This is a genomic window from Pseudomonas sp. HS6 (genome assembly GCF_023375815.1).
GTDB lineage: Bacteria > Pseudomonadota > Gammaproteobacteria > Pseudomonadales > Pseudomonadaceae > Aquipseudomonas.
This window is the reverse complement of the sequence record NZ_CP067412.1, coordinates 3,186,679-3,211,225: the sequence shown is the minus strand read 5'-3', so window position 1 is coordinate 3,211,225 and position 24,547 is coordinate 3,186,679. Positions and strand designations below refer to the sequence as shown.

General features: G+C 60.5%; 22 protein-coding genes. 5 read left to right on the top strand and 17 right to left on the bottom strand.

The features are described 5' to 3' along the window. Positions 1 to 300 precede the first annotated feature (300 nt). Entirely contained in the window at positions 301 to 1,989 is a 1,689-nt protein-coding gene (fadD2, locus tag JJN09_RS14470) for a long-chain-fatty-acid--CoA ligase FadD2 (protein WP_249490696.1), read from the bottom strand. A gap of 249 nt (positions 1,990 to 2,238) precedes the next feature. Between fadD2 and JJN09_RS14465 the strand changes: the two genes are divergently transcribed. Both JJN09_RS14465 and JJN09_RS14460 read left to right on the top strand, forming a co-directional pair. After that, the gene (locus tag JJN09_RS14465; protein WP_249490695.1) at positions 2,239 to 3,183 is read left to right on the top strand and encodes an alpha/beta hydrolase; all 945 of its coding nucleotides are present in this window, start codon (positions 2,239 to 2,241) and stop codon (positions 3,181 to 3,183) included. 42 nt (positions 3,184 to 3,225) lie between these two features. After that, positions 3,226 to 3,696, top strand: coding sequence for a MaoC family dehydratase (locus JJN09_RS14460; protein WP_003227420.1), 471 nt, complete (start codon positions 3,226 to 3,228; stop codon positions 3,694 to 3,696). A 125-nt stretch (positions 3,697 to 3,821) separates the two neighbouring features. On the opposite strand, the gene JJN09_RS14455 is transcribed toward JJN09_RS14460, so the two are convergent. Beyond that, positions 3,822 to 4,289 carry a PA2169 family four-helix-bundle protein gene (locus JJN09_RS14455; protein ID WP_129395188.1) on the bottom strand — a complete coding sequence of 156 codons (468 nt, stop codon included), beginning with the start codon at positions 4,287 to 4,289 and terminating at the stop codon, positions 3,822 to 3,824. Between the two features lie 205 nt (positions 4,290 to 4,494). On the opposite strand from JJN09_RS14455, the gene JJN09_RS14450 reads away from it, so the two are divergent. Continuing rightward, positions 4,495 to 4,731 (top strand): DUF3820 family protein, encoded by a 237-nt coding sequence (locus tag JJN09_RS14450; RefSeq protein WP_096509378.1) that lies wholly within the window; start codon positions 4,495 to 4,497, stop codon positions 4,729 to 4,731. A 24-nt stretch (positions 4,732 to 4,755) separates the two neighbouring features. After that, positions 4,756 to 5,937 (top strand): aminotransferase class V-fold PLP-dependent enzyme, encoded by a 1,182-nt coding sequence (locus JJN09_RS14445; RefSeq protein WP_249490694.1) that lies wholly within the window; start codon positions 4,756 to 4,758, stop codon positions 5,935 to 5,937. Here the strand turns inward: JJN09_RS14445 and JJN09_RS14440 are convergent. From JJN09_RS14440 to zwf, 4 genes are all read right to left on the bottom strand, one after another. Then, complete coding sequence (locus JJN09_RS14440) at positions 5,934 to 6,650, bottom strand: intradiol ring-cleavage dioxygenase (RefSeq protein WP_249490693.1); 717 nt, start codon at positions 6,648 to 6,650, stop codon at positions 5,934 to 5,936. The two genes, JJN09_RS14445 and JJN09_RS14440, sit on opposite strands and share 4 nt — an antisense overlap. A gap of 200 nt (positions 6,651 to 6,850) precedes the next feature. Continuing rightward, positions 6,851 to 7,516, bottom strand: a complete 666-nt coding sequence (locus JJN09_RS14435; RefSeq protein ID WP_011335602.1) for a bifunctional 4-hydroxy-2-oxoglutarate aldolase/2-dehydro-3-deoxy-phosphogluconate aldolase — start codon at positions 7,514 to 7,516, stop codon at positions 6,851 to 6,853. 17 nt (positions 7,517 to 7,533) lie between these two features. Continuing rightward, complete coding sequence (pgl, locus tag JJN09_RS14430; RefSeq protein WP_249490692.1) at positions 7,534 to 8,247, bottom strand: 6-phosphogluconolactonase; 714 nt, start codon at positions 8,245 to 8,247, stop codon at positions 7,534 to 7,536. Then, positions 8,234 to 9,700, bottom strand: coding sequence for a glucose-6-phosphate dehydrogenase (gene zwf, locus JJN09_RS14425; protein WP_249490691.1), 1,467 nt, complete (start codon positions 9,698 to 9,700; stop codon positions 8,234 to 8,236). The genes pgl and zwf overlap by 14 nt, the downstream gene beginning before the upstream one ends. A gap of 226 nt (positions 9,701 to 9,926) precedes the next feature. Here zwf and JJN09_RS14420 point away from each other — a divergent pair, with 226 nt between their 5' ends. Continuing rightward, positions 9,927 to 10,787, top strand: a complete 861-nt coding sequence (locus JJN09_RS14420; protein WP_169842436.1) for a MurR/RpiR family transcriptional regulator — start codon at positions 9,927 to 9,929, stop codon at positions 10,785 to 10,787. A gap of 138 nt (positions 10,788 to 10,925) precedes the next feature. Here JJN09_RS14420 and JJN09_RS14415 read toward each other — a convergent pair whose 3' ends face one another. The 11 genes from JJN09_RS14415 to edd form a co-directional block, all read right to left on the bottom strand. Next, positions 10,926 to 11,780: a D-hexose-6-phosphate mutarotase gene (locus JJN09_RS14415; protein ID WP_249490690.1), complete on the bottom strand. Its 855-nt coding sequence runs from the start codon at positions 11,778 to 11,780 to the stop codon at positions 10,926 to 10,928. Between the two features lie 116 nt (positions 11,781 to 11,896). Continuing rightward, positions 11,897 to 13,246 (bottom strand): carbohydrate porin, encoded by a 1,350-nt coding sequence (locus JJN09_RS14410; protein WP_249490689.1) that lies wholly within the window; start codon positions 13,244 to 13,246, stop codon positions 11,897 to 11,899. A gap of 102 nt (positions 13,247 to 13,348) precedes the next feature. Beyond that, a complete protein-coding gene (locus JJN09_RS14405; protein ID WP_249490688.1) occupies positions 13,349 to 14,509 on the bottom strand; it encodes an ABC transporter ATP-binding protein in 1,161 nt (386 codons plus the stop codon). Positions 14,510 to 14,511: 2 nt separating this feature from the next. Next, complete coding sequence (locus JJN09_RS14400) at positions 14,512 to 15,357, bottom strand: carbohydrate ABC transporter permease (RefSeq protein ID WP_096818250.1); 846 nt, start codon at positions 15,355 to 15,357, stop codon at positions 14,512 to 14,514. Beyond that, entirely contained in the window at positions 15,350 to 16,258 is a 909-nt protein-coding gene (locus JJN09_RS14395) for a carbohydrate ABC transporter permease (RefSeq protein ID WP_085697145.1), read from the bottom strand. The genes JJN09_RS14400 and JJN09_RS14395 overlap by 8 nt, the downstream gene beginning before the upstream one ends. A 93-nt stretch (positions 16,259 to 16,351) precedes the next feature. Then, positions 16,352 to 17,653 carry an ABC transporter substrate-binding protein gene (locus JJN09_RS14390; RefSeq protein WP_096818251.1) on the bottom strand — a complete coding sequence of 434 codons (1,302 nt, stop codon included), beginning with the start codon at positions 17,651 to 17,653 and terminating at the stop codon, positions 16,352 to 16,354. Positions 17,654 to 17,771: 118 nt separating this feature from the next. Further along, positions 17,772 to 19,031, bottom strand: coding sequence for an AGE family epimerase/isomerase (locus JJN09_RS14385; RefSeq protein WP_249490687.1), 1,260 nt, complete (start codon positions 19,029 to 19,031; stop codon positions 17,772 to 17,774). A 296-nt stretch (positions 19,032 to 19,327) separates the two neighbouring features. Then, on the bottom strand, positions 19,328 to 20,755 hold the full coding sequence (locus JJN09_RS14380; RefSeq protein ID WP_249490807.1) for an ATP-binding protein: 1,428 nt from the start codon (positions 20,753 to 20,755) through the stop codon (positions 19,328 to 19,330). A 31-nt stretch (positions 20,756 to 20,786) separates the two neighbouring features. Then, complete coding sequence (locus tag JJN09_RS14375; RefSeq protein WP_025112821.1) at positions 20,787 to 21,518, bottom strand: response regulator; 732 nt, start codon at positions 21,516 to 21,518, stop codon at positions 20,787 to 20,789. 165 nt (positions 21,519 to 21,683) lie between these two features. Further along, on the bottom strand, positions 21,684 to 22,634 hold the full coding sequence (locus tag JJN09_RS14370; RefSeq protein WP_249490686.1) for a glucokinase: 951 nt from the start codon (positions 22,632 to 22,634) through the stop codon (positions 21,684 to 21,686). Beyond that, on the bottom strand, positions 22,631 to 24,457 hold the full coding sequence (edd, locus tag JJN09_RS14365) for a phosphogluconate dehydratase (RefSeq protein WP_249490685.1): 1,827 nt from the start codon (positions 24,455 to 24,457) through the stop codon (positions 22,631 to 22,633). The genes JJN09_RS14370 and edd overlap by 4 nt, the downstream gene beginning before the upstream one ends. Positions 24,458 to 24,547 lie beyond the last annotated feature (90 nt).

Sequence of the window (24,547 nt, the reverse complement as noted above, 5' to 3'; positions counted from 1 at the left end):
TGCGATTATTATTGGTGTTTGTTTATTGGTGAGTCTGGCTTTTTACAAGGCCGAGAAGTCACAAAGCGCGCCGAGAGTAGCAGCTTTGCCAAGGGTCGACTAGAGCCAAAAGCGGCCCCTACAGTCATTTTCATGACTCAAGAACTACTGGCAGTCATTTTAGAGCAAAAATCCTATAACTCCCTAAAAGCCCCGGAATTCCGGGACAAAAAGCAAAAAATCGCTAGCAAGGCTAGTTCCTACAGGATCACCGTATCCCTGTGGGAGCTAGCTTGCTAGCGATTGCGCGAAGCGCAGTCTTTATGCGATATCGCGCAACTCCCGCCGCAGAATTTTCCCGACAGGCGTCATCGGCAACGACTCACGCAGCACGATGTGTTTCGGCACCTTGTAAGCGGTGAAATTCTCTTTGCAGTAGGCCTTCAGCTCTTCCAGGCTCACGCCGGTTTCCCGCGCCACCACAAACAGCTTCACCGCTTCCCCGGAGCGCTCGTCCGGCACGCCGATCACTGCGCAGTTAGCGACTTTCGGATGGGCCATCACCACGTCTTCGATTTCGTTCGGGTACACGTTGAAACCGGAGACGATGATCATGTCCTTCTTGCGATCGACGATGCGCACGAAACCGTCCGGGTCGATCACCGCGATGTCGCCAGACTTGAACCAGCCCTCGGCATCCAGCACCTCGGCGGTGGCCTCGGGTTTCTGCCAGTAGCCCTTCATGATCTGCGGGCCCTTGATACACAGTTCGCCGCGCTCACCCAAAGGTTGCTCGACGCCGTCGTCATTGATGACTTTCAACCGGGTGCCCGGCACCGGCAGGCCGACCGTGCCGATTCGTGACAGCTCGCCGTACGGGTTGGTGCAGGCTACCGGCGAGGTTTCAGTCAGGCCGTAGCCTTCGGTGATGCGGCAACCGGTGATCTGCTCCCAGCGTTCGGCGGTGGCCTTGACCAGTGCTGTGCCGCCGGAGTTGGTGAGCTTGAGGGTGGAGAAGTCGAGTGTCTTGAAGTCCGGATGATCCATCAGCGCGACAAACAGTGTGTTGAGCCCCAGCAGTGCCGAGAACTTCCAGTTTTTCAGCTCCTTGATGAAGCCGCCGATGTCACGCGGGTTCGTGATCAATACGTTGTGGTTGCCGGACACCATCATGCACATGCAATTCGCGGTGAAGGCATAGATGTGGTACAGCGGCAGCGGCGCGATCATCACTTCCTGGCCTTCGCGCAACAACGGCTGACCGTCGCTGCCGAACTGGCCGAGACAGGCGCGAACCTGCTGCATGTTGGCCACCAGATTGCCGTGGGTGAGCATCGCGCCTTTGGCCAGACCGGTGGTGCCGCCGGTGTATTGCAGGACAGCGATGTCGTCGAGACCGACCTTTAATGGCTTGATGCCCAGGCCCCGGCCCATGCGCAACGCGCTCTTGAAGGAAATCGCCTGGGGCAGCGAATACGCCGGCACCATCTTCTTCACTTTGCTGACCACGGTGTTGACCAGCCAGCCCTTGGCGGTGGGCATCAGGTCGCCCATCTTCGCTTCGATCAGGTACTGAATGTCGGTGTCCGGCAGTACTTCCTGGACCTTCTGGCCGAACATGTTCAGGTACACCAGCGCCCGGGCACCGGAGTCCTTGAACTGGTGACGCATCTCCCGCGCGGTGTACAGCGGGTTGGTGTTGACCACGATCAGCCCGGCGCGCAGTGCGCCGAACACGGCAATCGGATAATGCAGGACGTTGGGCATCTGCACCGCGATGCGATCCCCCGGCACCAGATCGGTGTGGGCTTGCAGGTAACCGGCGAACGCGGCGCTGTAGCGCTCCAGCTCGGCGTAGGTCAGGGTCACGCCCATGTTGCTGAACGCCGGGCGATCAGCGAATTTCTTGCAGGAACGCTCGAACACCTCGATCACCGACTTGAATTCACCCACGTCGATGTCCAGGGGTACGCCCGCCGGGCGTTTGTCATTCCAGAAATCAGGTTGCATTGTTCTTGTCCTCTTTACCTGAGCCGATCCGGGGCCGCTTCGCTGTCATTTTTCTCTTGTCCTTGAAAAAGCCGAAAGCAAAAAGCGGGGCTTCACGGACACTAGCAGCTATGGTCATTCAGGCAAATATGGGCGACGTCCTCATTGATCGTGTGAATCTTCCTGCCGTGGCGTGAGCTGATCGGACGCGCTATACAATGCAATCTCTGCAAGCCCCTGTAGTAAAAGCATGCCGCAAAAGGAATCGCCATGATCCACGACACTTTCTGGCTGGACGCGAGTGACCGCAGCCGCCTCTTCGTCAACCAGTGGCTGCCGAATACGCCGCTGAAAGCGGTGATTCTGCTGGCCCACGGCATGGCCGAGCACAGCGCTCGGTACGCGCGGCTGGCAGAGTCGTTCTGCGCCGAAGGCTACGGGGTGTATGCGCCTGATCAGCGCGGCCATGGCAAAACCGCCGATCATGGGACGCTCGGGCATTTCGCCGATGACGATGGCTGGTGCAAGGTGGTTGGGGATCTCGCGAGCCTCAACCAGTTCATCGGCCAGCGTCATCCGGGCGTGCCGATCGTGCTGCTCGGGCACAGCATGGGCAGCTACATCGCGCAGGCTTATTTACTGCATCACAGCGCCAGCCTGCACGGCGCGATTCTCAGCGGTTCGAATTTCCAGCCGGTTGCGCTGTACCGCGCGGCCCGGCAGATCGCCAGGTTCGAAAAACTGCGTCAGGGTGCCAAGGGTCGCAGTGCGCTGATCGAATGGCTGTCGTTCGGCTCGTTCAACAATAAATTCAAACCGGCGCGCACCGCGTTTGACTGGCTGAGTCGCGACCCGGCCGAAGTCGACAAGTACGCCACCGATCCGCTGTGCGGCTTTCGCTGCACCAATCAGTTGTGGATCGACCTGCTCGGCGGGTTGCAGCAAATCAGCAAAGCGTCCAATCTCGCCCAGATCGACCCGGGCCTGCCGCTGCTGGTGATTGGCGGCGAATGTGATCCGGTGAGTGAAGGCAAGCGTCTGACTGATCTGGCCAATGCCTTGCGCGCGGCCGGCAGCCAGAACCTGCAACTGAAAATCTACCCGCAGGCGCGGCACGAATTGTTCAACGAGACCAACCGCGACGAAGTGACCGCCGATGTGCTGGCCTGGATCGACCAGGCGCTGAGCCATCGTCGCCCTCACCGCAGCGAATAATTTTTTGTGGATTCATTTAATCCGTCACAGGAATCAAGACCGATGACCCAGGTTACCAACATCCCTTACGAAGCTCTCGAAGTCGGCCAGACCGCCAGCTACAGCAAGACGGTAGAAGAGCGTGACATCCAGCTGTTCGCCGCGATGTCCGGCGACCACAACCCGGTGCACCTGGACGCCGAGTTCGCCGCCGCCAGCATGTTCAAGGAACGCATCGCCCACGGCATGTTCAGTGGCGCGTTGATCAGTGCGGCCGTGGCATGCGAGCTGCCTGGGCCGGGCACCATTTACATCGGCCAGCAGATGAGCTTCCAGAAGCCGGTAAAGATCGGCGACACCCTGACCGTACGCCTGGAAATCCTCGAGAAACTGCCGAAATTCCGCGTGCGCATTGCCACTCGCGTGTTCAACCAGCGCGATGAGCTGGTGGTGGACGGCGAGGCAGAGATCCTGGCTCCGCGTAAGCAGCAGACTGTTACCCTGCCGACCTTGCCGGCCATCAGCATCGGCTGATTGGCCCTGTAAAAAACAAAGTGGAAGCGAGCTTGCTCGCGATATGGCCGGATCAGTCAACATCACTGTTGAATGTCAGTCCGTCATCGCGAGCGAGCTCGCTCCCACAGTTTTTTCAGTGACGCTTACGAGCGTGCGCGAGCCTGGTTACGCAGCGCTTTCACCTGATCATGATTGCGTTGCACGCCGTGGTACTGACGCTCAACCAGATCACGAATGCCGACCAGGTTGTGCTTGTTGATCTTCTCGATCGCTTCCCGATAAGCCTTCAGAGCGTGATCTTCACCACGCTCGGCTTCGTTGAGCACGGCTTCTTCGTCCTTGCCGGTGAACATGGCTTTGACGTCGACCCAGCGACGATGCAAGTCACCACTGACGCTGGTGGAGGTTTCCGGATCGCCACCCATCGAGCGCACCGCTGCCTGCAGTTCAGCTGCGGCAGTTGCGCAGTCGGCTGAACGGGTCACGAACAGGGTTTTCAGTTCTGGGTGCTTGATGTCTTCAGCGCAGGTCTTGAACCCTTCCTGACCGTCCTTGCTGGTTTCGATCAGGTCGTTGAGGACGGAGATGGCTTCTTTATTCATGTCAGTCATTTTTCAATTCCTTGCGTTGGTGAAAGATGCAAGGAGTGTTGCAGTGGTCGTGCCAGCTTTCGCCAAAGAATTTAATTGTTATTTTTCAATGAGTTATAAATAAAACAGAATTCTGTATGCCTGTTATTTGCATGATCTGTCATTTGGCCTGCATGCAGAATGCCTGTATTTTCCAAAGTGTTTTTAACGCCAGACGATTTCAACGATGAACCCTGAAAAACTCGAACTGCTGGTCACCCGCGAAATGCCCTTCGGCAAGTACAAGGGACGGATCATCGCCGACCTCCCCGGCCCGTACCTGAATTGGTTTGCCCGGGAAGGTTTCCCCCACGGCGAACTCGGCGGCCTGTTGGCGCTGATGCAGGAAATCGATCACAACGGCCTGTCGGAGCTGCTTGAACCGTTGCGCGCCAAACATGGCAAACCCGCCCCGCGCCACTGAGGCGCATCCTGATCCGAGTCGACCATGCCCGATAACACCCGCCGCGCCCGAGACGAAGCCTTCTGGCAAACCTTCGCCGACCGTTACGACCGCCACCCCGGCCCCGTGAACCTGGAAAACGGCTACTTCGGGCGCATGTCGCGAACCGTGGTCGAGGACTACCAGCGCCACATCGAACTGATCAACAACAGCAACTCGGTCTACGTACGCCAACGCTTTGAACAGCACGACAGCCTCGACATCCGCGCGCAACTGGCCGAGCTGATCGGCGTACGCGCTCAGAGCATCGCCTTCACCCAGAACGCCACCGCCGGCCTGCAGTCGCTGATCCGCAACTACAACCGCCTCGAGCCTGGCGATCAGGTGCTGATCTGCGATCTGGAATACGACACGGTCAAAGGCGCCATGCGCTGGCTGGCCCGCCATCGCGGGGTCGAGGTGATCGAGATCGAGCACACGTACCCGGCCAGTTTCGACAGCCTGCTGGCGACTTACCGCGAAGCCTTCATCCGCTATCCAAAGCTCAAGCTGATGGCGCTGACCCACGTCACCCACCGCACTGGTCTGGTGATGCCGGTGCAGGCCATTGCCGCGCTGGCCAAGGAGCATGGCGTCGATATCATCCTCGATGGCGCCCATGCCCTCGGCCAGATCGAGTTCGATCTGGAAGCGCTGGGTATCGCGTTCGCCGGGTACAACCTGCACAAATGGATCGGCTCGCCGCTGACCCTGGGTTTTCTGTATATCGCTCCGCAGCGTCTGGCCGACATAGACCCGGACATGGGCGAGATGCATTTCCCGCTCAACGACATCCGCTCGCGCACACCCTACAGCACGCCGAACATACCGGCGCTGATGACCCTGCCGCTGGTGTTCGAGGAACACCGCTCACTCGGTGGCGCGGCGGCCAAGGGCGCACGGGTCAACTACCTGCGCAACCTGTGGGTCAGCGCTGTGCGCAACTTGCCGGGCATCGAAGTCACGACCCCGGACGATCCGCGGCTGTATTGCGGCATCACTTCTATTCGGTTTACCCGACATGCCGACCAGCAGGCGATGGTCGAACGACTGCTCAGCGACTACAACCTGTTCACCGTCGTGCGCAACGGCGCCGCCTGTGGGCCGTGCATCCGCATCACGCCGTCACTGACCACCACGGCGGCGGAGATTCAGTCGCTGGTTCTGGCGCTGAACGAACTGCGCTAAACCGTGTACTTGTCGAAGTCCTCGGGCTTGATCTGCGACGACACCGCAAAGGTGTCGATGCCGATCGTGAGGTGGCCGAAGTAACCGTCTTCGTGTGACTCCCGGCCGATGGGCCACACCGTCAAGGTCGAGGCTTCTCCGCCCATGTTGGCGTAGTAGCTGTCGTCGGCGTTGCACACCGGCACCGAACCGCGCCCGCGATACGCCTTGGCGTTGAGCACCCCGCGAGAAACCACCTCGGGAAAGTACAGCTGCCCGACCCAGGCCACATTGCGTTCCTCCAGATATTCGTTGCCGGCGACGATGCGAACCGCCACGTGAATGTGCAGGGCGCGTCCGGCGTAGAAACCCGGATAGATAGTGGTAAAACGCACCCTACCCTTGTGATCACTGAACTGGCCACCGCGCAGATAGGTGTCATCGTCGGTTCGCGGAACTGAACCGATCGCATCGACATCGACTTCCAGATCCGGGTTGATACGGCTCCAACCGGAATAGGCACCGCGTGCGTTGCAGTGCCAGATATCCACCAGGGCGCCGCTGACCGGTTCGGCGGTCATCGCATCGACGATGGTCAGGCGCAACAGCAAAGGCAAGCCCTCGGCACCTTCACTGATGTTGCGGCGCAGCAGTTTGGGATTGCGAAAATACGGCCCGGCGACTTGCTCGGGGGCCAGTTGATAAACCGATGGAGCTGAAGGCTGGTTATCCATGACGCGTTCTCTCTTCCATAAGATGAACGCAGGTTAACGCCACACGCAAAGCCAGGTGCGGTAACTATGTATCTCCAGATAACGTATCTCGAGATAACGAAAGTTTTTAGCGGGCAAAAAAAAACGGTGCACCGACCAAGCGCACCGTTAAAGCCGTAGAACACACAACGAAGTGTCAGGAAAAAACTATTTCAGAAGCATCAGTCCAGCAGCGCCAGAGCCTCGGCGGTGCATTCCTGAATGCGCGCCCAATCGCCGTTCTTGATCCACTCCGGATCGAGCATCCAGCTACCACCCACGCACATGACGTTTTTCAGCGCCATGTAGCTCTTGATGTTGGCCGGGCCGACGCCGCCAGTCGGGCAGAATTTCACTTCGCCGAACGGGCCGCCGAGGGCTTTGATGGCCGCCACGCCGCCGCTGACTTCAGCCGGGAACAGCTTGAAACGGCGATAACCCAGGCCATAGCCTTCCATGATGCCGGAGGCGTTGCTGATGCCCGGCAGTAGCGGGATCGGGCTTTCGACGCTGGCTTCCAGCAGGTCGCGGGTGATGCCCGGGGTGACGATGAATTGCGAACCGGCCGCTTCGGCAGCAGCCAGCATGTTGCGGTCGAGCACGGTGCCGGCACCGGTCACCAGCTCCGGGCGCTGTTCGCGCAGGATCTGGATCGCCTTGAGGCCGAACTGCGAACGCAGGGTCACTTCCAGCGCGGTCAGACCACCGGCGGCCAAGGCGTCGGCCAAGGGCAGCACGTCCTGTTCACGGGCGATGGTGATCACCGGCAGGATCCGCGCCTTGGCGCAGAGGCTGTCGATCAGGGCAACTTTGTCCGCCATGGAAACGGTCGGGGATGGGGTTGTCATAGCGGCTGTTCCTTGGCTCATGGGCACCAGTAAATCTCTAACGTAGGTTGCAGAAACGCGCGAACCGGCATGGCGGCGACGTCGTTGGATGCCAGTGCGGCATTCAGGGTGGTCAGTTTCGACTGACCGGAAATCGACAGAATCTTGTGCCGTGCCGAGGCCAGCAGTGCGCGGCTCATGGTCAGACGTTGACGCGGCACACTTGGCGCGAGCATTGGCCAGCAGCGACGGGTGCCGTCGGCTTGCAGGGCTTCGGTCAGGTTCGGGCTGTCCGGGAACAAAGACGCGGTGTGACCGTCATCGCCCATGCCCAGCACCAGTACATCAATGGCCGGCAATTCAGCAAGCAAGCGGTCAGCGTTTTCAGCAGCCTGCTCGACGTTGGCCGCCGCGCTGTAAAGGCTGAGGAATTGCGCCTTGGCCGCCGGGCCCTTGAGCAGATACTGCTTGAGCAGACCGGCATTGCTGTCGGCGTGTTCGACCGGCACCCAGCGCTCGTCAGCCAGGGTCACTACGACCTTCGACCAGTCCAGTTCCTGCTTGGCCAGGTGCTGGAAAAACGCCACCGGGCTGCGACCGCCGGACACCACCAGCACGGCGTTGCCGCGCGCTGCCAATGCATCGCTCAACTGCTTGGCGACATTCAGCGCCAGGCCTTCGGCGAGCAACACCGGGCTCTTGAATTCGTGGGCATTAACGCCCGCGGGCAGTTTCACATCAGATATCGCCATACCACGACCTCCCGTCCCGCGTGATCAATGCAATGGAGCTCATCGGCCCCCACGACCCGGCCGCATACGGCTTGGGCGCGTCACCGGATTTTTTCCACCCGGCGATCAACTGGTCACACCACTTCCACGCGGCTTCGATTTCATCTTTACGGACAAACAGGTTCTGATTGCCGTTCATCACTTCCAGCAACAACCGCTCGTAGGCGTCGGGGATCCGCGCGCTGCGCCAGGTGTCGGAGAAATTCAGTTGCAACGGGCCGCTGCGCAGTTGCATGCCCTTGTCCAGGCCTTGATCCTTGGTCATCACACGCAAGGAAATGCCTTCGTCCGGTTGCAGGCGGATGATCAGTTTGTTGCTGATCTGCAGGCGCTGCTCCGGGGCGAAGATGTAGTGCGACGGTTCCTTGAAGTGGATGACGATCTGCGACAGCTTTTGCGGCATGCGCTTGCCGGTGCGCAGGTAAAACGGCACGCCGGCCCAGCGCCAGTTGCGGATGTCGGCACGCAGAGCGACGAAGGTTTCGGTGTCGCTCTGGGTGTTGGAATTCGGTTCTTCGAGGTAACCCGGTACGGATTTGCCTTCGCTGTGGCCGGCAATGTACTGGCCGCGCACCACTTGAGTGGTCAGGCCTTCCGGGCTGATCGGCGCCAGCGCCTTGAGCACTTTCACTTTTTCGTCACGGATGCTGTCGGCGGACAGGTCGGCCGGCGGATCCATGGCGATCAGGCAAAGCAGTTGCAGCAAGTGGTTCTGGATCATGTCGCGCAGCTGGCCGGCCTTGTCGAAATAGCCCCAGCGGCCTTCGATGCCGACCTGCTCGGCCACGGTGATTTCCACGTGGGAGATGTAATGCTGGTTCCACTGGGTTTCGAACAGGCTGTTGGCAAACCGCAGGGCGATCAGGTTTTGTACCGTCTCTTTGCCCAGGTAGTGGTCGATGCGGTAAGTGCGGTTCTCCGGGAAGAACTGCGCCACGGCGTCGTTGACCTTACGCGAGGATTCCAGGTCCGAGCCGATCGGTTTTTCCAACACCACGCGGGTGTTTTCGGCCAGACCGACTTTCGCCAGGTTTTCGCAGATCGCGCCGTACACCGCCGCCGGGGTGGCGAAATAGGCAATCATGCGTTGTTTGGTGCCCGCCAGATCGACCAGCGCCGCGTAATCTTCAGCCTTGAGGAAGTCGACGTGCAGGTACGTCAGGCGCGCCAGAAAGCGCTCGGCCACGGCCTCGTCCAGTTCCTTGCCCACGTAGCGGCGCAGTTCGGCGGCAATGAATGCCATGTGCTGCTGTTCGGTGCCTTCTTCACGGGCCAGCGCGATAATACGCGTGTCCTCGTGCAGCAAACCGGCGCCATCCAGGTGATAAAGGGCAGGAAACAGCTTGCGCAGGGCCAGATCGCCCAAGGCGCCGAACAAGGCGAAGGTGCACGGTTCAACCGTAATCGAAGGCATGATGTTTGTTCTTTTATCAAGTTAAGCTACAAATACCTTTTTTCAAGGCATCACTCAAGGGAAAATGTAGTAATAACCACAACATTTTCGCAAAATACAGATTCCGAGTGGTGGTCGGTCGGAGCCATCAGTAGGATAGGCCACCGTCACGGGCCACATCAAAGGCCCAATTTGCATAGCCGCGCGCTTATCGGCGCCGGTGAATCTAGGAATTCTTATGGACCGCGTGCGAAATTTACTGGAACAAATCCAGAGTCGCCTTGAAGAGCTGAACAAGGCCGAACGCAAAGTCGCCGAAGTGATCCTGCTCAACCCACAGCAGGCCACCCGCTTCAGCATCGCCGCCCTCGCCCAGGCGGCGTCGGTCAGTGAACCGACGGTCAACCGTTTCTGCCGTTCGTTCGGCGTCAGCGGCTACCCCGAACTCAAGCTGCAACTGGCCCAGAGCCTGGCCAGCGGCGCGGCGTATGTCAGCCGTGCTGTAGAGGCTGACGATAATCCCGAAGCCTACACACAGAAGATTTTCGGCAGCGCCATCGCCTCGCTGGACAGCGCCTGCCAGGCGCTCGACCCGAACCTGATCAGCCGCGCCGTCGACCTGTTGATCCAGGCCCGGCAGATCCACTTCTTCGGCCTGGGTGCTTCGGCCCCGGTGGCGCTGGATGCGCAGCACAAGTTCTTCCGTTTCAACCTGGCGGTGACCGCCCACGCCGACGTGCTGATGCAACGGATGATTGCTTCGGTGGCGCACACTGGCGAATTGTTCGTGATCATTTCCTACACCGGCCGCACCCGCGAACTGGTGGAAGTGGCGCGCATTGCCCGGGAGAACGGCGCTTCGGTACTGGGCCTGACGGCAGAGAATTCGCCGCTGGCCAAGGCCAGTACGCTGAGCCTGAACATTCCGTTGCCGGAAGACACCGACATCTATATGCCGATGACCTCGCGGATCATTCAGTTGACGGTGCTGGATGTGTTGGCGACGGGGATGACCTTGCGTCGCGGGGTGGATTTCCAGCCGCATTTGCGCAAGATCAAAGAGAGCTTGAATGCCAGTCGGTATCCGGTGGGTGACGAGTTCAATTGATCCAACATTTGCACTGACAAGTCCTGCCTCATCGCTGGCAAGCCAGCTCCCACAGGTTTCATTAGTGTTCGCGAATTGTATGTTCGGCGCAGACACTGTGGGAGCTGGCTTGCCAGCGATGGGGCCAGCAGCAACAAACTAAGCAGCAGCCCAAGCCTGCAAACTCAAATGCGCCTTCTCCCCCGGCGCCAGATGCAGGCTGTCCGTCCCACCCGCCGCCGCTTCAACACAGACAAACTCCGAAATCTCATCCCAGGTCACGCCCAGCAACGGCCGCGCCCCCGGATGCCACACAACCGTGTCCGCACTGTCACCGGTATCGATGCACAACTCGCGCTGCCAGGCGCGATCCTTGAGCTGTAATTCGCCGTCGTGCTGGAACACGCGCTGACAACCACCATCAACCCGCAACTCGCCCTCCTGCTGGCAAACCTCACGGTTCAACTGGTCGTAACCCTGCGCGCCTTCGAGCCCAGACAGCGCTATCTCACTCACGTCACCAATACGCCAGTAAGCGTGCAAAGCCTGGCTCAACTGGCACGGCATGTCGTCCTGATGCTCGGTGCTCAGACGCAATTCCATACGCTCACCCAAGTGTGCGTGCAAGTCCACCTGCCAGTCGCACAGCTGCAATTGCCAATGCAGGCGCACGCCATCATCGGCGCTGCTGCTGTCGAGCAGTTTCCAGTCCAGCAGTCGCGCCCAGCCGTGGGACGGCCACGCGTTTTCGCTCGGATGGCGGCCATACCACGGCCAGCAAACCGGCACACCACCACGGATCGCCCCGACGTGCGGCCACTTCGCCGCGCACCACAGCCACGGTTTTTGCCCGCGCGGCTGAAAATGCAGCAACTGCGCACCCTGACGACTGAACACCGCCTGACACAGCGGATGGTCGATCACCAGCACATCGCGCATCTGATAGCGCTCCCAGGCGAACACCGGTCGTTCGCGCAGGGATTTGAAGAAGCGTTGCAGCGGATGCTCATGCATGGGCCACGGTTCCAGATTCAACTTTCATGGGCTGCGACACCCCTTTCCAAAAAAAAGCGGACAGCCAAGGCTGTCCGCAAATATGCGCACATAGAGAGGAGCTTATCGCAGACGCGTTAGAACGTAGACTGAATTTTCAGGCCAGCGACCAATGCGTTGTCCACTTGATCCACGCCACCCGGGTGAGTGATGTATTGCAGGTTCGGACGCACGGTCAGCCAGTTGGTGACGTGGAAGCCGTAGTTGATCTCGTAGTTGTATTCGGTCTCACGAATCGGCGAGAACGCCGCGTTGTCGTAGTCCGAAACACCGTTGGAAGCGTTCAGCAGCTCGGCGTTTTTCTTCACGTCGTCGTTGACATGGATACGCGCGGCACCGATACCGACGTCATCCTTCGGACGGGCGTCGAACGGGCCTTTGTAGACAAACATCACCGACTGGTAGTTGTCGATGAAGTTGGTGTCCTTGTCGTGGAACGTGGCGTTGGCCGCGATGTTCAGACCACGGGAAGCGTCGCCGTTGTGGCTGGTGAGTTGCTGTTGCGCAACGAACCAGTAGCCGTGTTTGCTGCTGTGGGTGCGGTAAGCATTGCCGGTGGTTGCTGCGTCGTTGCCGTTGATGTCTTCGCGGACGTCATTGGCGTCAGCCGTGCTCTTGTAGTAACCGACGCGGTATTCGCCCGGCAGGCTGTTGACCTTCGGCGACCAGACCAGCTCGACTGGCAGCACGGTACCGGCGGTGCCACTGCCGCTGAGCTTGAAGCCGTTGCCGTGTTCCAGCTGCGACGGGTTCTGGTTGTACGCACCGATCTGCGCGAAGAGCTCGTCGTTGATGTTGTACTTCACACGGATCGCGGCCTGGCTGACGGGCCAGTTGTACCAGATGTTGGTCGCCCAGTTACCGACTTGCGAGCCGCAGAACGCCAGGTTCTGGAATTCGCACGGGAAGGTGTTGAAGTCTTCGCCTTCACCGAAGTAACCGGCCTTGACGTCGAGTTTGTTGTCGAAGAACTGGTGCTGAATCCACAGTTGGGTCAGACGCACCATGTGGCCACGACCGTAGACTTCCTGCGAGGAAGACAGGGTGCCGGCACGCGGATCGCCAACGCGATCGTTGGAAATGTTCTGACCGTTACGGTTGGTCAGCTGGATCTTGGCTTGAGTGTTGTCCCAGCCCCAGAGTTTTTGCAGGTCCAGTGCCACGCCCAGACCGAACTGGTCGCTGTAGCGGCCAGTCTTGTCGTCGTTGTAGCCGCCATGCAGGTTGGCGCCCATTTCCCCAACGTAGTCGGCCTTGATGTCGATGCCTTGCTCGATCAGCTTGGTCCGCTCACCACCCCAATCGCCCGTCATCCATTTGGAATCGGAGCTGAATGCATCGGCGGCCATGGCATTGCCGGCCAGGACCAATGCGGCCGCAGCTGACACTTGGCAGATCAACCGGGCATTGACGTGTTTCTTTTTCATCCCTACATCCTCGTCTTTATTGTTATTAACTGTTTTTTTCCAACGCGGTTTACATCCCCTGCAGAAATGAGCCTGTTGCAGGCTCACCCCCACATTGATTTCTTACCGACCCTTGAACTGAGCGACGTTGGCGCTGTGCGCTTCAGTCTTCGGCAGACCGGCAACCCCCAGGCGCTCGCCGCTCTTGGCATCGAACAGCAGCACTTTCGACGGATCGAATTGCAGGGTCAGGGTCTCGCCCACCTGCGGCGCCACGTCCGGAGCCAGACGGCAGCAGACCTTGGTGTCGTTGAGGTTGACGAACACCAGAGTGTCCGGACCGGTCGGCTCGGTGACCTGAACTTCAGCCTTGATGTTCGGCAGGCCATTGCCCTCGCCGCTGGCCAGAACAATCTGCTCCGGGCGCAGGCCGAGGATCACTTCGCGGTCTTCGAGACCGGCGTCCTGCATCGCCATCGGCAGCTCGCAACGGGCCTGGCCGCTGTCGAGCAGCGCCAGCAGACGGCCGTCCTTGCGTTGCAGGCGCAGCGGGATGAAGTTCATCGGCGGCGAACCGATGAAACTCGCCACGAACAGGTTGGCCGGGTCGTTGTAGATCTCTTTCGGCGTACCGAACTGCTGGATGATCCCGTCCTTCATCACCGCCACTTTGTCGCCCAGGGTCATCGCTTCGATCTGGTCGTGGGTCACGTAGACCGTGGTGGTTTTCAGGCGCTGGTGCATCAGTTTCATTTCGGTGCGCATCTCGACGCGCAGCTTGGCGTCGAGGTTGGACAGCGGTTCGTCAAACAGATAGATCTTCGGGCGACGCGCCAGTGCACGGCCCATTGCCACGCGCTGTTGCTGGCCGCCGGAGAGCTGGCCCGGCTTGCGATTGAGCAGGTGCTCGATCTGCAGCAGCTTGGCCACGCGGGCGACTTCTTCGTCGATCGCCGACTGGCTCATCTTGCGGATCTTCAGACCGAACTCGATGTTCTCGCGCACGCTCATGGTCGGGTACAGCGCGTAGGACTGGAACACCATCGCGATGTCCCGATCTTTCGGGCTCATGCCGCTGACGTCCTGGTCACCGATCATGATCGCGCCGCCGGTGATGGTTTCCAGGCCGGCGATGCAGTTCATCAGGGTCGACTTGCCGCAACCCGACGGCCCGACAAGGATCAGGAACTCACCGTCCTTGATCGACAGTTCGATGTTCTTCAGGGTGTCCGGCAGGCCGGCACCGTAGGTCTTGTTTACATTGCGAAGTTCGAGCGTAGCCATGATTACCCCTTGACTGCGCCGGCCGTCAGCCCGCGCACGAAATACTTGCCTGCGACCACATAGACCAGCAGGGTCGGCAGCCCGGCGATCATCGCCGCCGCCATGTCCACGTTGTATTCCTTGGCCCCGGTGCTGGTGTTGACCAGGTTGTTCAGCGCTACCGTGATCGGTTGCGAATCACCGCTGGAGAACACCACGCCGAACAGGAAGTCGTTCCAGATCTGGGTGAACTGCCAGATCAGGCAGACCATGATGATCGGCGTCGACATCGGCAGGATGATCATGCGGAAGATGGTGAAGAACCCTGCACCGTCCAGGCGTGCCGCCTTGATCAGCGCATCCGGAATGCTCACGTAGTAGTTACGGAAAAACAGCGTGGTGAACGCCAGACCGTAGACCACATGGATGAACACCAGGCCCGTGGTGGTGCTCGCCAGGCCCATCTTGCCGAGGGTGAACGACGCCGGCAGCAGCACGGTCTGGAACGGCAGGAAGCAGCCGAACAACAGCAGACCGAAGAACAGCTGCGAACCGCGGAAGCGCCAGAACGACAGCACATAGCCGTTCAACGCACCGATGGCGGTGGAGATGATCACGGCCGGAACGGTGATCTTGATCGAGTTCCAGAAGTAACCGTCAACAGTCGCCCAGGCTTTCACCCAGCCGATGCCGCTGACCACGGTCGGCCAGCTCAGCAGGTTGCCGGTGGAGATGTCTTCCGGGGTCTTGAAACTGGTCAACAGCATGACCACCAGCGGTACCAGATACAACAGGACCGCGAGGATCAGCACCGCGTAGATCGCGATGCGACTCAGGCTGATGGAAGGTTTGGCAGCGAGACTAGTCATGACGCTTGGTCCTCAGCTCGGAGTACAGGTAAGGCACGATGATCGCGAGGATCGCACCGAGCATCAGGATTGCACTGGCCGAGCCCATGCCCATCTGCCCACGGCTGAACGTGAACGAGTACATGAACATCGCCGGCAGGTCGGAGGAATAACCCGGGCCGCCGGCCGTCATGGCCGCCACCAGGTCGAAGCTCTTGATCGCGATATGCGCCAGGATCATCACCGCACTGAAGAACACCGGACGCAGGCTTGGCAGCACCACTTTCCAGTAGATGCGCGGCATGCTCGCGCCGTCGATCTGGGCGGCACGGATGATCGATTGATCAACGCCACGCAGGCCGGCGAGGAACATCGCCATGATGAAGCCCGAAGCTTGCCAGACCGCCGCGATTACCAGGCAATACACCACGCGATCAGGGTCGATCAGCCAGTCGAGACGGAAGCCTTCCCAGCCCCAGTCCCGCAGCAATTTGTCCAGGCCCATGCCCGGGTTGAGCAGCCATTTCCACGCGGTACCGGTGACGATCATCGAGAGCGCCATCGGGTACAGGTAAATGGTGCGGATAAAGCCTTCGCGACGGATTTTCTGGTCAAGGAAAATCGCCAGTGTCACGCCGATCACCAAGGTGATGCCGATGAACATGCCGCCGAACACGGCCAGGTTCTTGCTCGCCACCCACCAGCGGTCGTTGTCGAACAGCCGCGCGTATTGCGCCAGCCCTGCCCACTTGTAATTAGGCAGGAACGTCGACGTGGTGAACGACAGGACAAACGTCCAGAGGATATAGCCATAGAAGCCCACCAGAACGATGAACATGCTCGGCGCCAGCACCAGTTTCGGTAGCCAGCGCTGCAATGCGTCGAACGGCGAGGCCTTGCTGAACACAGCAACAGAACTCATGGGAAGATCCAGTAAAGAAGATGAGGGACCGCAGCAAGCTGCCAGCCTCAAGCCGATGCGCGACTTGAAGCTGGCAGCTGCTCTACGCTGGTGTTACTTGGCAGCCTTGATGGCGGTGCCGAGTTTCTTCGCAGCGTCGGCCGGGTCGGCTTTCGGGTCGTTGATGTAGTTGGTCACGACATCAAAGAACGCACCCTGTACGGCCAGCGTGGTCGCCATGTTGTGCGCCATGCTCGGCTGCAGGCCGCCGTTCTTGGCGTCAGCCAGGAAGTCCTTGGCAGCGGTCTGGGCGCAGGAGTCGAAACCGTACTTGCCCATGTCGGCGAGCATGTCGTTACGCACCGGGATCGAGCCCTTGTTGATGCTGAAGACTTTCTGGAAGTTTTCACCCAGCACGACTTTGGCGATGTCCTGCTGACCGGCCGCGGTGCCCGCGTCCTTCTGCTTGAACACGGCCAGCGAGTCGATGTTGTAGGTGAACGCCTTGTCGGTGCCCGGGAAGGCTACGCACTCGTAGTCCTTGCCGGCGACTTTCTTGGCGGCGGTCCATTCGGACTTGGCCCAGTCACCCATGATCTGCATGCCGGCCTTGCCGTTGATGACCTTGGCCGCTTCCAGGTTCCAGTCCTGGCCTTTGCCGTCCTGGTCCATGTAGGTCGCGACTTTCTTCAGCTCGGTCAGGGCTTTGACCATTTCCGGGCCGGTCAGGGTGGCGTTGTCCAGGTCGACCAGGGCTTTCTTGTAACCATCAACGCCCATCACCGACAGCACGACCGCTTCGAACACGGTGCTGTCCTGCCAAGGCTGGCCGCCGTGGGCCAGTGGAATGAAGCCCGCTGCTTTCAGCTTGTCGCCGGCGGCGTAGAATTCTGCGAGGGTGGTCGGGGCTTTTTCGATACCGGCTTTCTTGAAGACTTCCGGGTTGATCCACAGCCAGTTCACACGGTGAATGTTCACCGGTACGGCCACGTAATCACCTTCGAACTTCACGGTGTCGGAGACTTTCTTGTCGAGCAGGCTGTCCCACTTCTCGGACTTGGAAACGTCCTTCAGAACGTCAGTATCGAGCAGACCGGTCGACGCCCATTCCTGGATGTCCGGGCCTTTGATCTGGGCGACGCCCGGCGGGTTGCCGGCAACGGCACGGCTTTTCAGCACGGTCATGGCAGTCGCACCGCCACCGCCGGCGACAGCGCCGTCTTTCCAGGTGAAACCGTCTTTTTCGACTTGGGCCTTGAGCACATCGACGGCGGCTTTTTCGCCACCGGACGTCCACCAATGCACGACTTCCACCGAACCTTTGGATTCGGCAGCGGAAACACTCAGGGGCAGCACAGCGAGCGGGAACAGGGAGGCGACAGAAATGACAGTAGCGAGGCGAGAAATCGCATTCATCTGAGATGTACCTTTCTTGTTGTTATGCATGCAAGTCTGGTGCTTGCGCTGCACACGAGTTTAAACAGAGCGTTTCCCTTCGCAGGTAACGAAGGGACGCGCAAATGTCACCGCATGGTTACACAGGAACGGGCCGGGACAACTGTGCCAGCGCAGTCGCCATGCTCGGCGCCAACGGCAGACGCGGGATCAGCACGGCTTGCCAGGCGTGATACAGGTCCGGTTTGCCCGCCCAGATATCGGCACTCGGGCGGTTTTGCGGATCGAGTTCGTGATGCCAGCTGCCGTTGCAGCGGTCGATGAAATTCGCTTCGCAAAATTCCCAGAACAGTCGGTACCAGGCTTCGTACTGCGCATCACCGGTGCGTTTGAGCAAGGCACTGGCGGCAGCGCTGGCTTCGGCGTGGGTCCAGTGCAGACGATGGCGCACGACGGCTTTGTTGTTCCAGTCGAGGGTGTAGACGATGCCCGGCGCACCATCGACGTCCCAGCCATGACAGCAGTTGTTCTCGAACAGCTTTTGCGCATCGGTGGCCAGCCAGCCCGGCGTGAGCATCCCGGCCTGGACCCGGGCCGCTTCAAGGTGCAGCAACAGTCGCGCCCATTCGAAACCGTGGCCCGGCGTGGTGCCGTAGGGACGGAAACCGTCGGCGGGATTGTCGTGGTTGTATTCGCGCAGGGGCTGCCAGTTTCGGTCGAAATGCTCGATCACCAGATAATCGTTGGCGGCGGCGTGACCGTGGATCACCCGCTCGACGATGCGCTGCGCACGCACCAGCCAGCGCGGATCTGCGGTGACATCGGCCAGCGCGAGAAACGCTTCGGTGGCGTGCATGTTGCTGTTGGCGCCGCGATAGGCTTCTTCTTCGCTCCAGTCGCGACTGAAGAATTCGCGCATGGCGCCCTCTTCCTCGCTCCAGAAATACGTGTCGATGATGTCGATGGCGTCATCCAGCAACGCTTGTGCACCGGGGCGTTGAGCGACCACAGCGGAACTCGCCGCCAGAGCGACGAAAGCATGCAGATAAGCGTTCTTGCCAGTGTTGCCGTCACGGTGTTCGGCAACCGCAAACCAGCCGCCATGCAGCGCATCGCGCAACGGGCCGCGCAACGCCTGAATGCCGTGATCGACCAGCTCGGCAAACCCCGGCAGGCCCTGAATATGGGCCATGGCGAAGCTGTGGGTCATGCGGGCGGTGTTCATGGTTTCGGCTTGCGCACCGGCCTGAAGCCGACCGCGCTCATCGAGATTGCCGAAGCCTTCGGGCAGTCGTGAAGCCTTGGCAAATGCCAGCAGGCGCAGGCCTTCGTCGGCGAGCCATTGCTGGTGGGCAGGGGCATTCAGCCAACTGCTGAAGCCCGGATTGAAATGATCCATGGAAGGCCTTTTTTGTTGTTATGACTGCGGGGAGTCTAAACAACGGGCTGGGGTGGGCTTGTAACGAAGGGGACGGGGTTTGTCACCGAGTCGTGACAAAAGAGCCCTCCCTCACCCCAACCCTCTCCCTGAGGGAGAGGGGCCGACCGAGGTGTCTGGCGTGATACATCGACCTGGAAAACCGAGTCGATTATGGATTCGGTAAAGCAGGATCAGGTCGATGCATCTTTAAAGCATCCCCCAATCGGTCCCCTCTTCCTCCGGGAGAGGGCTAGGGTGAGGGAAACGCTTTTGACTTAATCCGCCGAACGCGGCAATTGCAGCGTCACGCGCAACCCACCCTCACGCAAATTCTGCAACGTCACCTCCCCCCCATGACTATGAGCAATGTTGCGTGCAATCCCCAACCCCAGCCCATACCCCTGCTGCTGCCCCGCCAGCCGGAAGTGCGGTTCGAACACCTGCTCCAGCCGCTGCTCCGGCACGCCCGGCCCTTCATCGTCGACATGCAGCACGAACGCACTCTCGTCGTCATCGATATGCAGATGAGCGTTCTGCCCGTACTTCAGCGCATTGTCGATCAGGTTGCCGATGCAGCGTTTGAGTGCCAGTGGCTTGCCCGGATACGCCGCCAGCGCCCGCCCCTGCTGGGTCACGCGACCGTTGCCGTTGGGCGCCAGATACGGCTCCACCAGGCAGTCGAGCACATGGTTCAGATCCACCGGCTCGATGTTTTCGTGGATGTCGGTGTCCTTCACGCATTGCAGCGCGCCTTTGACCAACAGCTCCAGCTCGTCCAGATCGCGGCCGAACTTGGTCTGCAGCGTTTCATCTTCCAGCAGTTCGACCCGCAGCCTCAGACGCGTGATCGGTGTACGCAGGTCATGGGAAATCGCACTGAATAGTTGACTGCGCTCGGTCAGGTAACGGCTAATGCGCTCGCGCATGGTGTTGAAGGCGCGGCCCACTTCAACCACTTCGCTGCCGCCACCCTCGGCCACCGGCTCAACGTCGGCGCCCAGCGACAGGTCCCGCGCGGCCCGCGCCAGACGCTTGAGCGGCCGGCTCTGCCAGTGCACCAGCAGACCGATGAACAACAGCAGAAAACCACTGGTGAAGACGATGAACCACACCTGCTGGGTCGGCAGCCCCTGCTCTTCGAGACTGGTGTAGGGCTCGGGCAATAGCGAGGCGATGTACAGCCACTCCCCCGGCGCCAACTGAATCTGGGTCACCAGCACCGGTGGATTCACCGGTTCCAGGGTCAGCGCGTAATGCGCCCACGAACGCGGCAACTCATCGAGTTTCAACCCGGCGTTGAAGATCCGTAAGTCATCGGGACTGACGAAGGTCACCAGAATGTCGGTGTCCTGGCCCAACGACTGACGCAGCACTTCATCCACCGCTTGAAGCACCGCCGCCTTGCGCGGCGTCACTGGCAGCACTTCCATGCCCAGCGGTTTGTCATTCAGCGTCACCACAAAACGCGTGCCGCCCATGCTGCGCAATTGATCGAGCACCAGCGGCCGATAGGCCACCGGCAACGAGCGGAAATAACTGACGCTGGCCGTCATCGAATGGGCGAGGCTGCGAGCGCTGGTGACCAAGCCTTCGAGCTGTGTCGCGCGCAATTGGGACACCCAGATCACGCTGGACAGGGTCTGGGCGAACAACACCGCGAGCAACGTCAGCAGCAGCATCCGCCCGAGCAGCGAACGCGGCATCGGCACTTTGCGTGCGGTGGTGCGAAGGAACTCAGTGACCATTGCCGGCAACCACGTTGGCTGCCAGTTGGTAGCCGCTGCCACGCACGGTGCGGATCAGCCGTGGCGGCTTTTCGGTGTCTCGCAGACGCTGGCGCAAGCGGCTGACGGCCATGTCGACGATACGATCGAGCGGCATCAAGTCGCGGCCACGGGTGGCGTTGCCGATGGTGTCGCGGTCGAGGATTTCCTGCGGGTGATCGAGGAACAGTTTCAACAGGGCGAAGTCGGCGCCGGACAGAATCACTTCCTCGCCGTCGGTGTGAAACAGCCGATGGCTGACCATGTCCAGCCGCCACTCGTCGAAGGCCAACACTTCACTGCCGCTGCGCTCCTGGCCGAACTGGGCGCGGCGCAGCAGAGCTTTGATCCGGGCTTGCAGTTCGCGGGGGCTGAAGGGTTTGCCGAGGTAATCGTCGGCGCCCAGTTCCAGACCGATCACCCGATCGGCCTCGTCGGAACTGGCAGTCAGCATGATGATCGGCACCTGGGCCTGACGCGGATGCTGGCGCACCCAGCGGCACAGGCTGAAGCCGTCTTCATCGGGCAGCATCACATCAAGGATCACCAGATCGCTCGGCGCCTCGTTCAGCGCCTGGCGGAAACTGGCGCCGTCGGCCGTGGCCCGTACCTGAAAACCCGCGCGGGTCAGGTAGGTTTCCAGCAACTCGCGTATCTCCTGGTCGTCATCGACCAACAAAATCGACTTGTTGACTGAGCTCACTTCGAAGGCATCCTTGTTGTTGGAATTGGGCGGATTATGCCTGATGAACCTTGGATATTTGTTGTCTGTTCTGGCCTCATCGCTGGCAAGCCAGCTCCCACAAGGATCTGTGTCGTTCACAAAACCTTTGGGAGCTGGCTTGCCAGCGATGAAGGCGACTCGGTTTCAAGCCTGTTCGAGCGCCACTCCTGCACCAACGAGACCGGAATACGGCGCCGTCACCAGCCACACCGGAATCCCCTTGAAGTAATCGCTCATGCAACCCTTGTCGGCGAAGCTGCGGGCGAAACCGCTTTCGAGGAAGAAATCGGCGAAACGCGGAATCACGCCCCCCACGATGTACACCCCGCCACGGCCGCCAGTGGTCAGCACGTTGTTGCCGGCCACACGACCGAGCCAGCAGCAGAACTGCTCCAGCACTTCCAGGGCAATCGGATCGCCTGAAAGTCCTGCCGCAGTAATTGCCTCAGGTGTGTCGAGTTTCGGTTCATGACCATCCACCGCGCAGATCGCCCGGTAGACCCGAGGCAAACCGCCGCCGCTCAACGCGGTTTCTGCGCTGACGTGGCCGATCTCGTTGTGGATGTGCTGCCAGAGCTGGGTTTCACGCGGGCTGCTCAGCGGCAGATCGACATGACCGCCCTCCCCCGGCAACGCGGCAAACCGGCCTTCGCCCAGATCGAGCAACGTGCCGACGCCCAGGCCGGTGCCCGGGCCGATCACCACCGCCGGACGCAACGGCTCCGGCTCGCCTTCGCAGACCACGCGGAATTCGCCGGGCTGCAAACGAGTCATGCCCAACGCCATCGCCGAGAAATCATTGACCAGCAGCAACTGCTCGACTTGCAACGCCTGGCAAAACGCCTTGCGGCTCAGGCGCCAGTGGTTGTTGGTGAACTTGAACTCATCGCCGCTGACGGGACCCGCCACCGACAGGCACACCGAACCGATGGCGCCTGGCGCCAGGCCGAGCCCGCTCAGGTAGAGGCTGATCGCCTCTTCCGGGCTGGCATGGTCGGCCGTGGCCAGCACCTGCACCGATTCGAGCTGCTGATCTTTCCACAACGCGAACCGCGCGTTGGTGCCTCCGATGTCACCGACCAAAGCCAGTTTCAATTAAGCGTCTCCAGGGCAGAAGTGAAGGCGCTGGCGCCCTGCTCTGCCGAGCTGAAGGCCAAACGCATGAAGCCAAACAGTTCGCGGCCGCTGCCGATGTTGTTGCCCAACAGGCCTTTGGCGGGTTCGCGCGCTGCAAATTCGGCGGCGTCCACTTTGAGTTCCAAGGTGCCTTTGACGCCATCGACGCGGATGATATCGCCCTCTTGCACGCGAGCCAAAGCGCCGCCGACATAAGCTTCGGGGCTGACGTGGATCGCCGCCGGGATTTTCCCCGACGCGCCGGACATACGCCCGTCCGTCACCAGCGCGACTTTAAAGCCGCGATCCTGCAGCACGCCGAGGAACGGCGTCATCTTGTGCAGTTCCGGCATGCCGTTGGAGCGCGGGCCCTGGAAACGCATCACCGCGACAAAATCTTTTTCAAGCAAACCGGCCTTGAAGGCGTCGGCCAGATCCTGTTGATCCTGGAACACCATGGCCGGTGCTTCGACGATCTGGTTTTCCAGCGCGACGGCGGACACTTTCATCACGCCGCGACCGAGGTTGCCTTCCATCACCCGCAACCCGCCCTCTGCCGAGAACGCGCGAGCCACCGGACGCAGAATGTTTTCGTCGAGGCTGTCCGTCGGGCCTTCGCGCCACACCAGTTTGCCGTTATCGAGGAACGGCTCCTTGGTGTACTGGCTCAAGCCGTGGCCGAGCACGGTGTTGACGTCTTCGTGCAACAGACCGGCTTCGAGCAGTTCGCGGATCAGGAACGACATGCCGCCCGCGGCCTGGAAGTGGTTGATGTCGGCCTTACCGTTCGGATAGACGTGGCTCAGGGTCGGCACGACTTCGGAGAGGTCGGCCATGTCCTGCCAAGTCAATTGAATGCCCGCCGCCATGGCGATGGCCGGCATGTGCAGGGTGTGGTTGGTCGAACCGCCAGTGGCGTGCAGCGCAACGATCGAGTTGACCAGCGACTTCTCGTCGACGATTTCGCCGATCGGCATGAAGTTGCCGTTCTGTTTGGTCAGACGGGTGACCTGATGCGCGGCTTCGCGGGTCAGGGCATCACGCAGCGGCGTGTTCGGGTTGACGAAGGATGCCCCCGGCAAGTGCAGGCCCATGACTTCCATCAGCAACTGGTTGGTGTTGGCGGTGCCGTAGAAGGTGCAGGTGCCGGGGCTGTGGTAGGACTTCATTTCCGATTCCAGCAGTTCCTCGCGGGTCGCCTTGCCTTCGGCGTACTTCTGCCGCACGTCGGCTTTTTCCTTGTTGGAAATCCCCGAGACCATCGGCCCGCCCGGTACGAAAATCGTCGGCAGATGACCGAAACGCAGGGAGCCCATCATCAGGCCCGGCACGATCTTGTCGCAGATGCCGAGCATCAGCGCGCCGTCGAACATGTTGTGGGACAGCGCCACCGCCGTCGACATCGCGATCACTTCGCGGCTCGGCAGGCTCAGCTCCATACCCGGTTCGCCCTGGGTCACGCCGTCGCACATGGCTGGTGTACCACCGGCGAACTGGCCGACCGAGCCGATTTCGCGCAGGGCGTTCTTGATCTGTTCCGGGAAGACTTCGTACGGCTGGTGCGCCGAGAGCATGTCGTTATACGACGAAACAATGGCGATGTTCGCCGAGTTCATCATCCGCAGGCTGTGCTTGTCTTCAGTGCCACACCCGGCCACGCCGTGGGCGAAGTTGGCGCATTGCAGCTTGCCGCGCATCGGCCCATCAGTTGCAGCGCCGCGAATCAGCGCAAGGTAAGCCTGACGCGTGGCGCGGCTGCGGGCGATAAGCCGTTCGGTGACCTCAAGAACGCGGGGATGCATGTGTAGAACTCCAGGCTAACGGATGTGGCGACCTGATTGTCTATGCTGATCAAAGGCCCGTTCGCGTGGGATGACGAACGGTTTTCTTGA

Excerpts from the sequence above, each read along its gene's own strand:
- JJN09_RS14385 (WP_249490687.1), bottom strand. The coding sequence starts at position 19,031 with ATGGATCATTTCAATCCGGGCTTCAGCAGTTGGCTGAATGCCCCTGCC.
- JJN09_RS14450 (WP_096509378.1), top strand. The coding sequence starts at position 4,495 with ATGAACCCTGAAAAACTCGAACTGCTGGTCACCCGCGAAATGCCCTTC.
- JJN09_RS14390 (WP_096818251.1), bottom strand. The coding sequence starts at position 17,653 with ATGAATGCGATTTCTCGCCTCGCTACTGTCATTTCTGTCGCCTCCCTG.
- JJN09_RS14380 (WP_249490807.1), bottom strand. The coding sequence starts at position 20,755 with ATGCCGCGTTCGCTGCTCGGGCGGATGCTGCTGCTGACGTTGCTCGCG.
- JJN09_RS14460 (WP_003227420.1), top strand. The coding sequence starts at position 3,226 with ATGACCCAGGTTACCAACATCCCTTACGAAGCTCTCGAAGTCGGCCAG.
- pgl (WP_249490692.1), bottom strand. The coding sequence starts at position 8,247 with ATGGCGATATCTGATGTGAAACTGCCCGCGGGCGTTAATGCCCACGAA.
- JJN09_RS14410 (WP_249490689.1), bottom strand. The coding sequence starts at position 13,246 with ATGAAAAAGAAACACGTCAATGCCCGGTTGATCTGCCAAGTGTCAGCT.
- zwf (WP_249490691.1), bottom strand. The coding sequence starts at position 9,700 with ATGCCTTCGATTACGGTTGAACCGTGCACCTTCGCCTTGTTCGGCGCC.
- JJN09_RS14465 (WP_249490695.1), top strand. The coding sequence starts at position 2,239 with ATGATCCACGACACTTTCTGGCTGGACGCGAGTGACCGCAGCCGCCTC.
- JJN09_RS14400 (WP_096818250.1), bottom strand. The coding sequence starts at position 15,357 with ATGACTAGTCTCGCTGCCAAACCTTCCATCAGCCTGAGTCGCATCGCG.
- JJN09_RS14435 (WP_011335602.1), bottom strand. The coding sequence starts at position 7,516 with ATGACAACCCCATCCCCGACCGTTTCCATGGCGGACAAAGTTGCCCTG.
- JJN09_RS14440 (WP_249490693.1), bottom strand. The coding sequence starts at position 6,650 with ATGGATAACCAGCCTTCAGCTCCATCGGTTTATCAACTGGCCCCCGAG.
- JJN09_RS14395 (WP_085697145.1), bottom strand. The coding sequence starts at position 16,258 with ATGAGTTCTGTTGCTGTGTTCAGCAAGGCCTCGCCGTTCGACGCATTG.
- JJN09_RS14455 (WP_129395188.1), bottom strand. The coding sequence starts at position 4,289 with ATGACTGACATGAATAAAGAAGCCATCTCCGTCCTCAACGACCTGATC.
- fadD2 (WP_249490696.1), bottom strand. The coding sequence starts at position 1,989 with ATGCAACCTGATTTCTGGAATGACAAACGCCCGGCGGGCGTACCCCTG.
- JJN09_RS14445 (WP_249490694.1), top strand. The coding sequence starts at position 4,756 with ATGCCCGATAACACCCGCCGCGCCCGAGACGAAGCCTTCTGGCAAACC.
- edd (WP_249490685.1), bottom strand. The coding sequence starts at position 24,457 with ATGCATCCCCGCGTTCTTGAGGTCACCGAACGGCTTATCGCCCGCAGC.
- JJN09_RS14405 (WP_249490688.1), bottom strand. The coding sequence starts at position 14,509 with ATGGCTACGCTCGAACTTCGCAATGTAAACAAGACCTACGGTGCCGGC.
- JJN09_RS14415 (WP_249490690.1), bottom strand. The coding sequence starts at position 11,780 with ATGCATGAGCATCCGCTGCAACGCTTCTTCAAATCCCTGCGCGAACGA.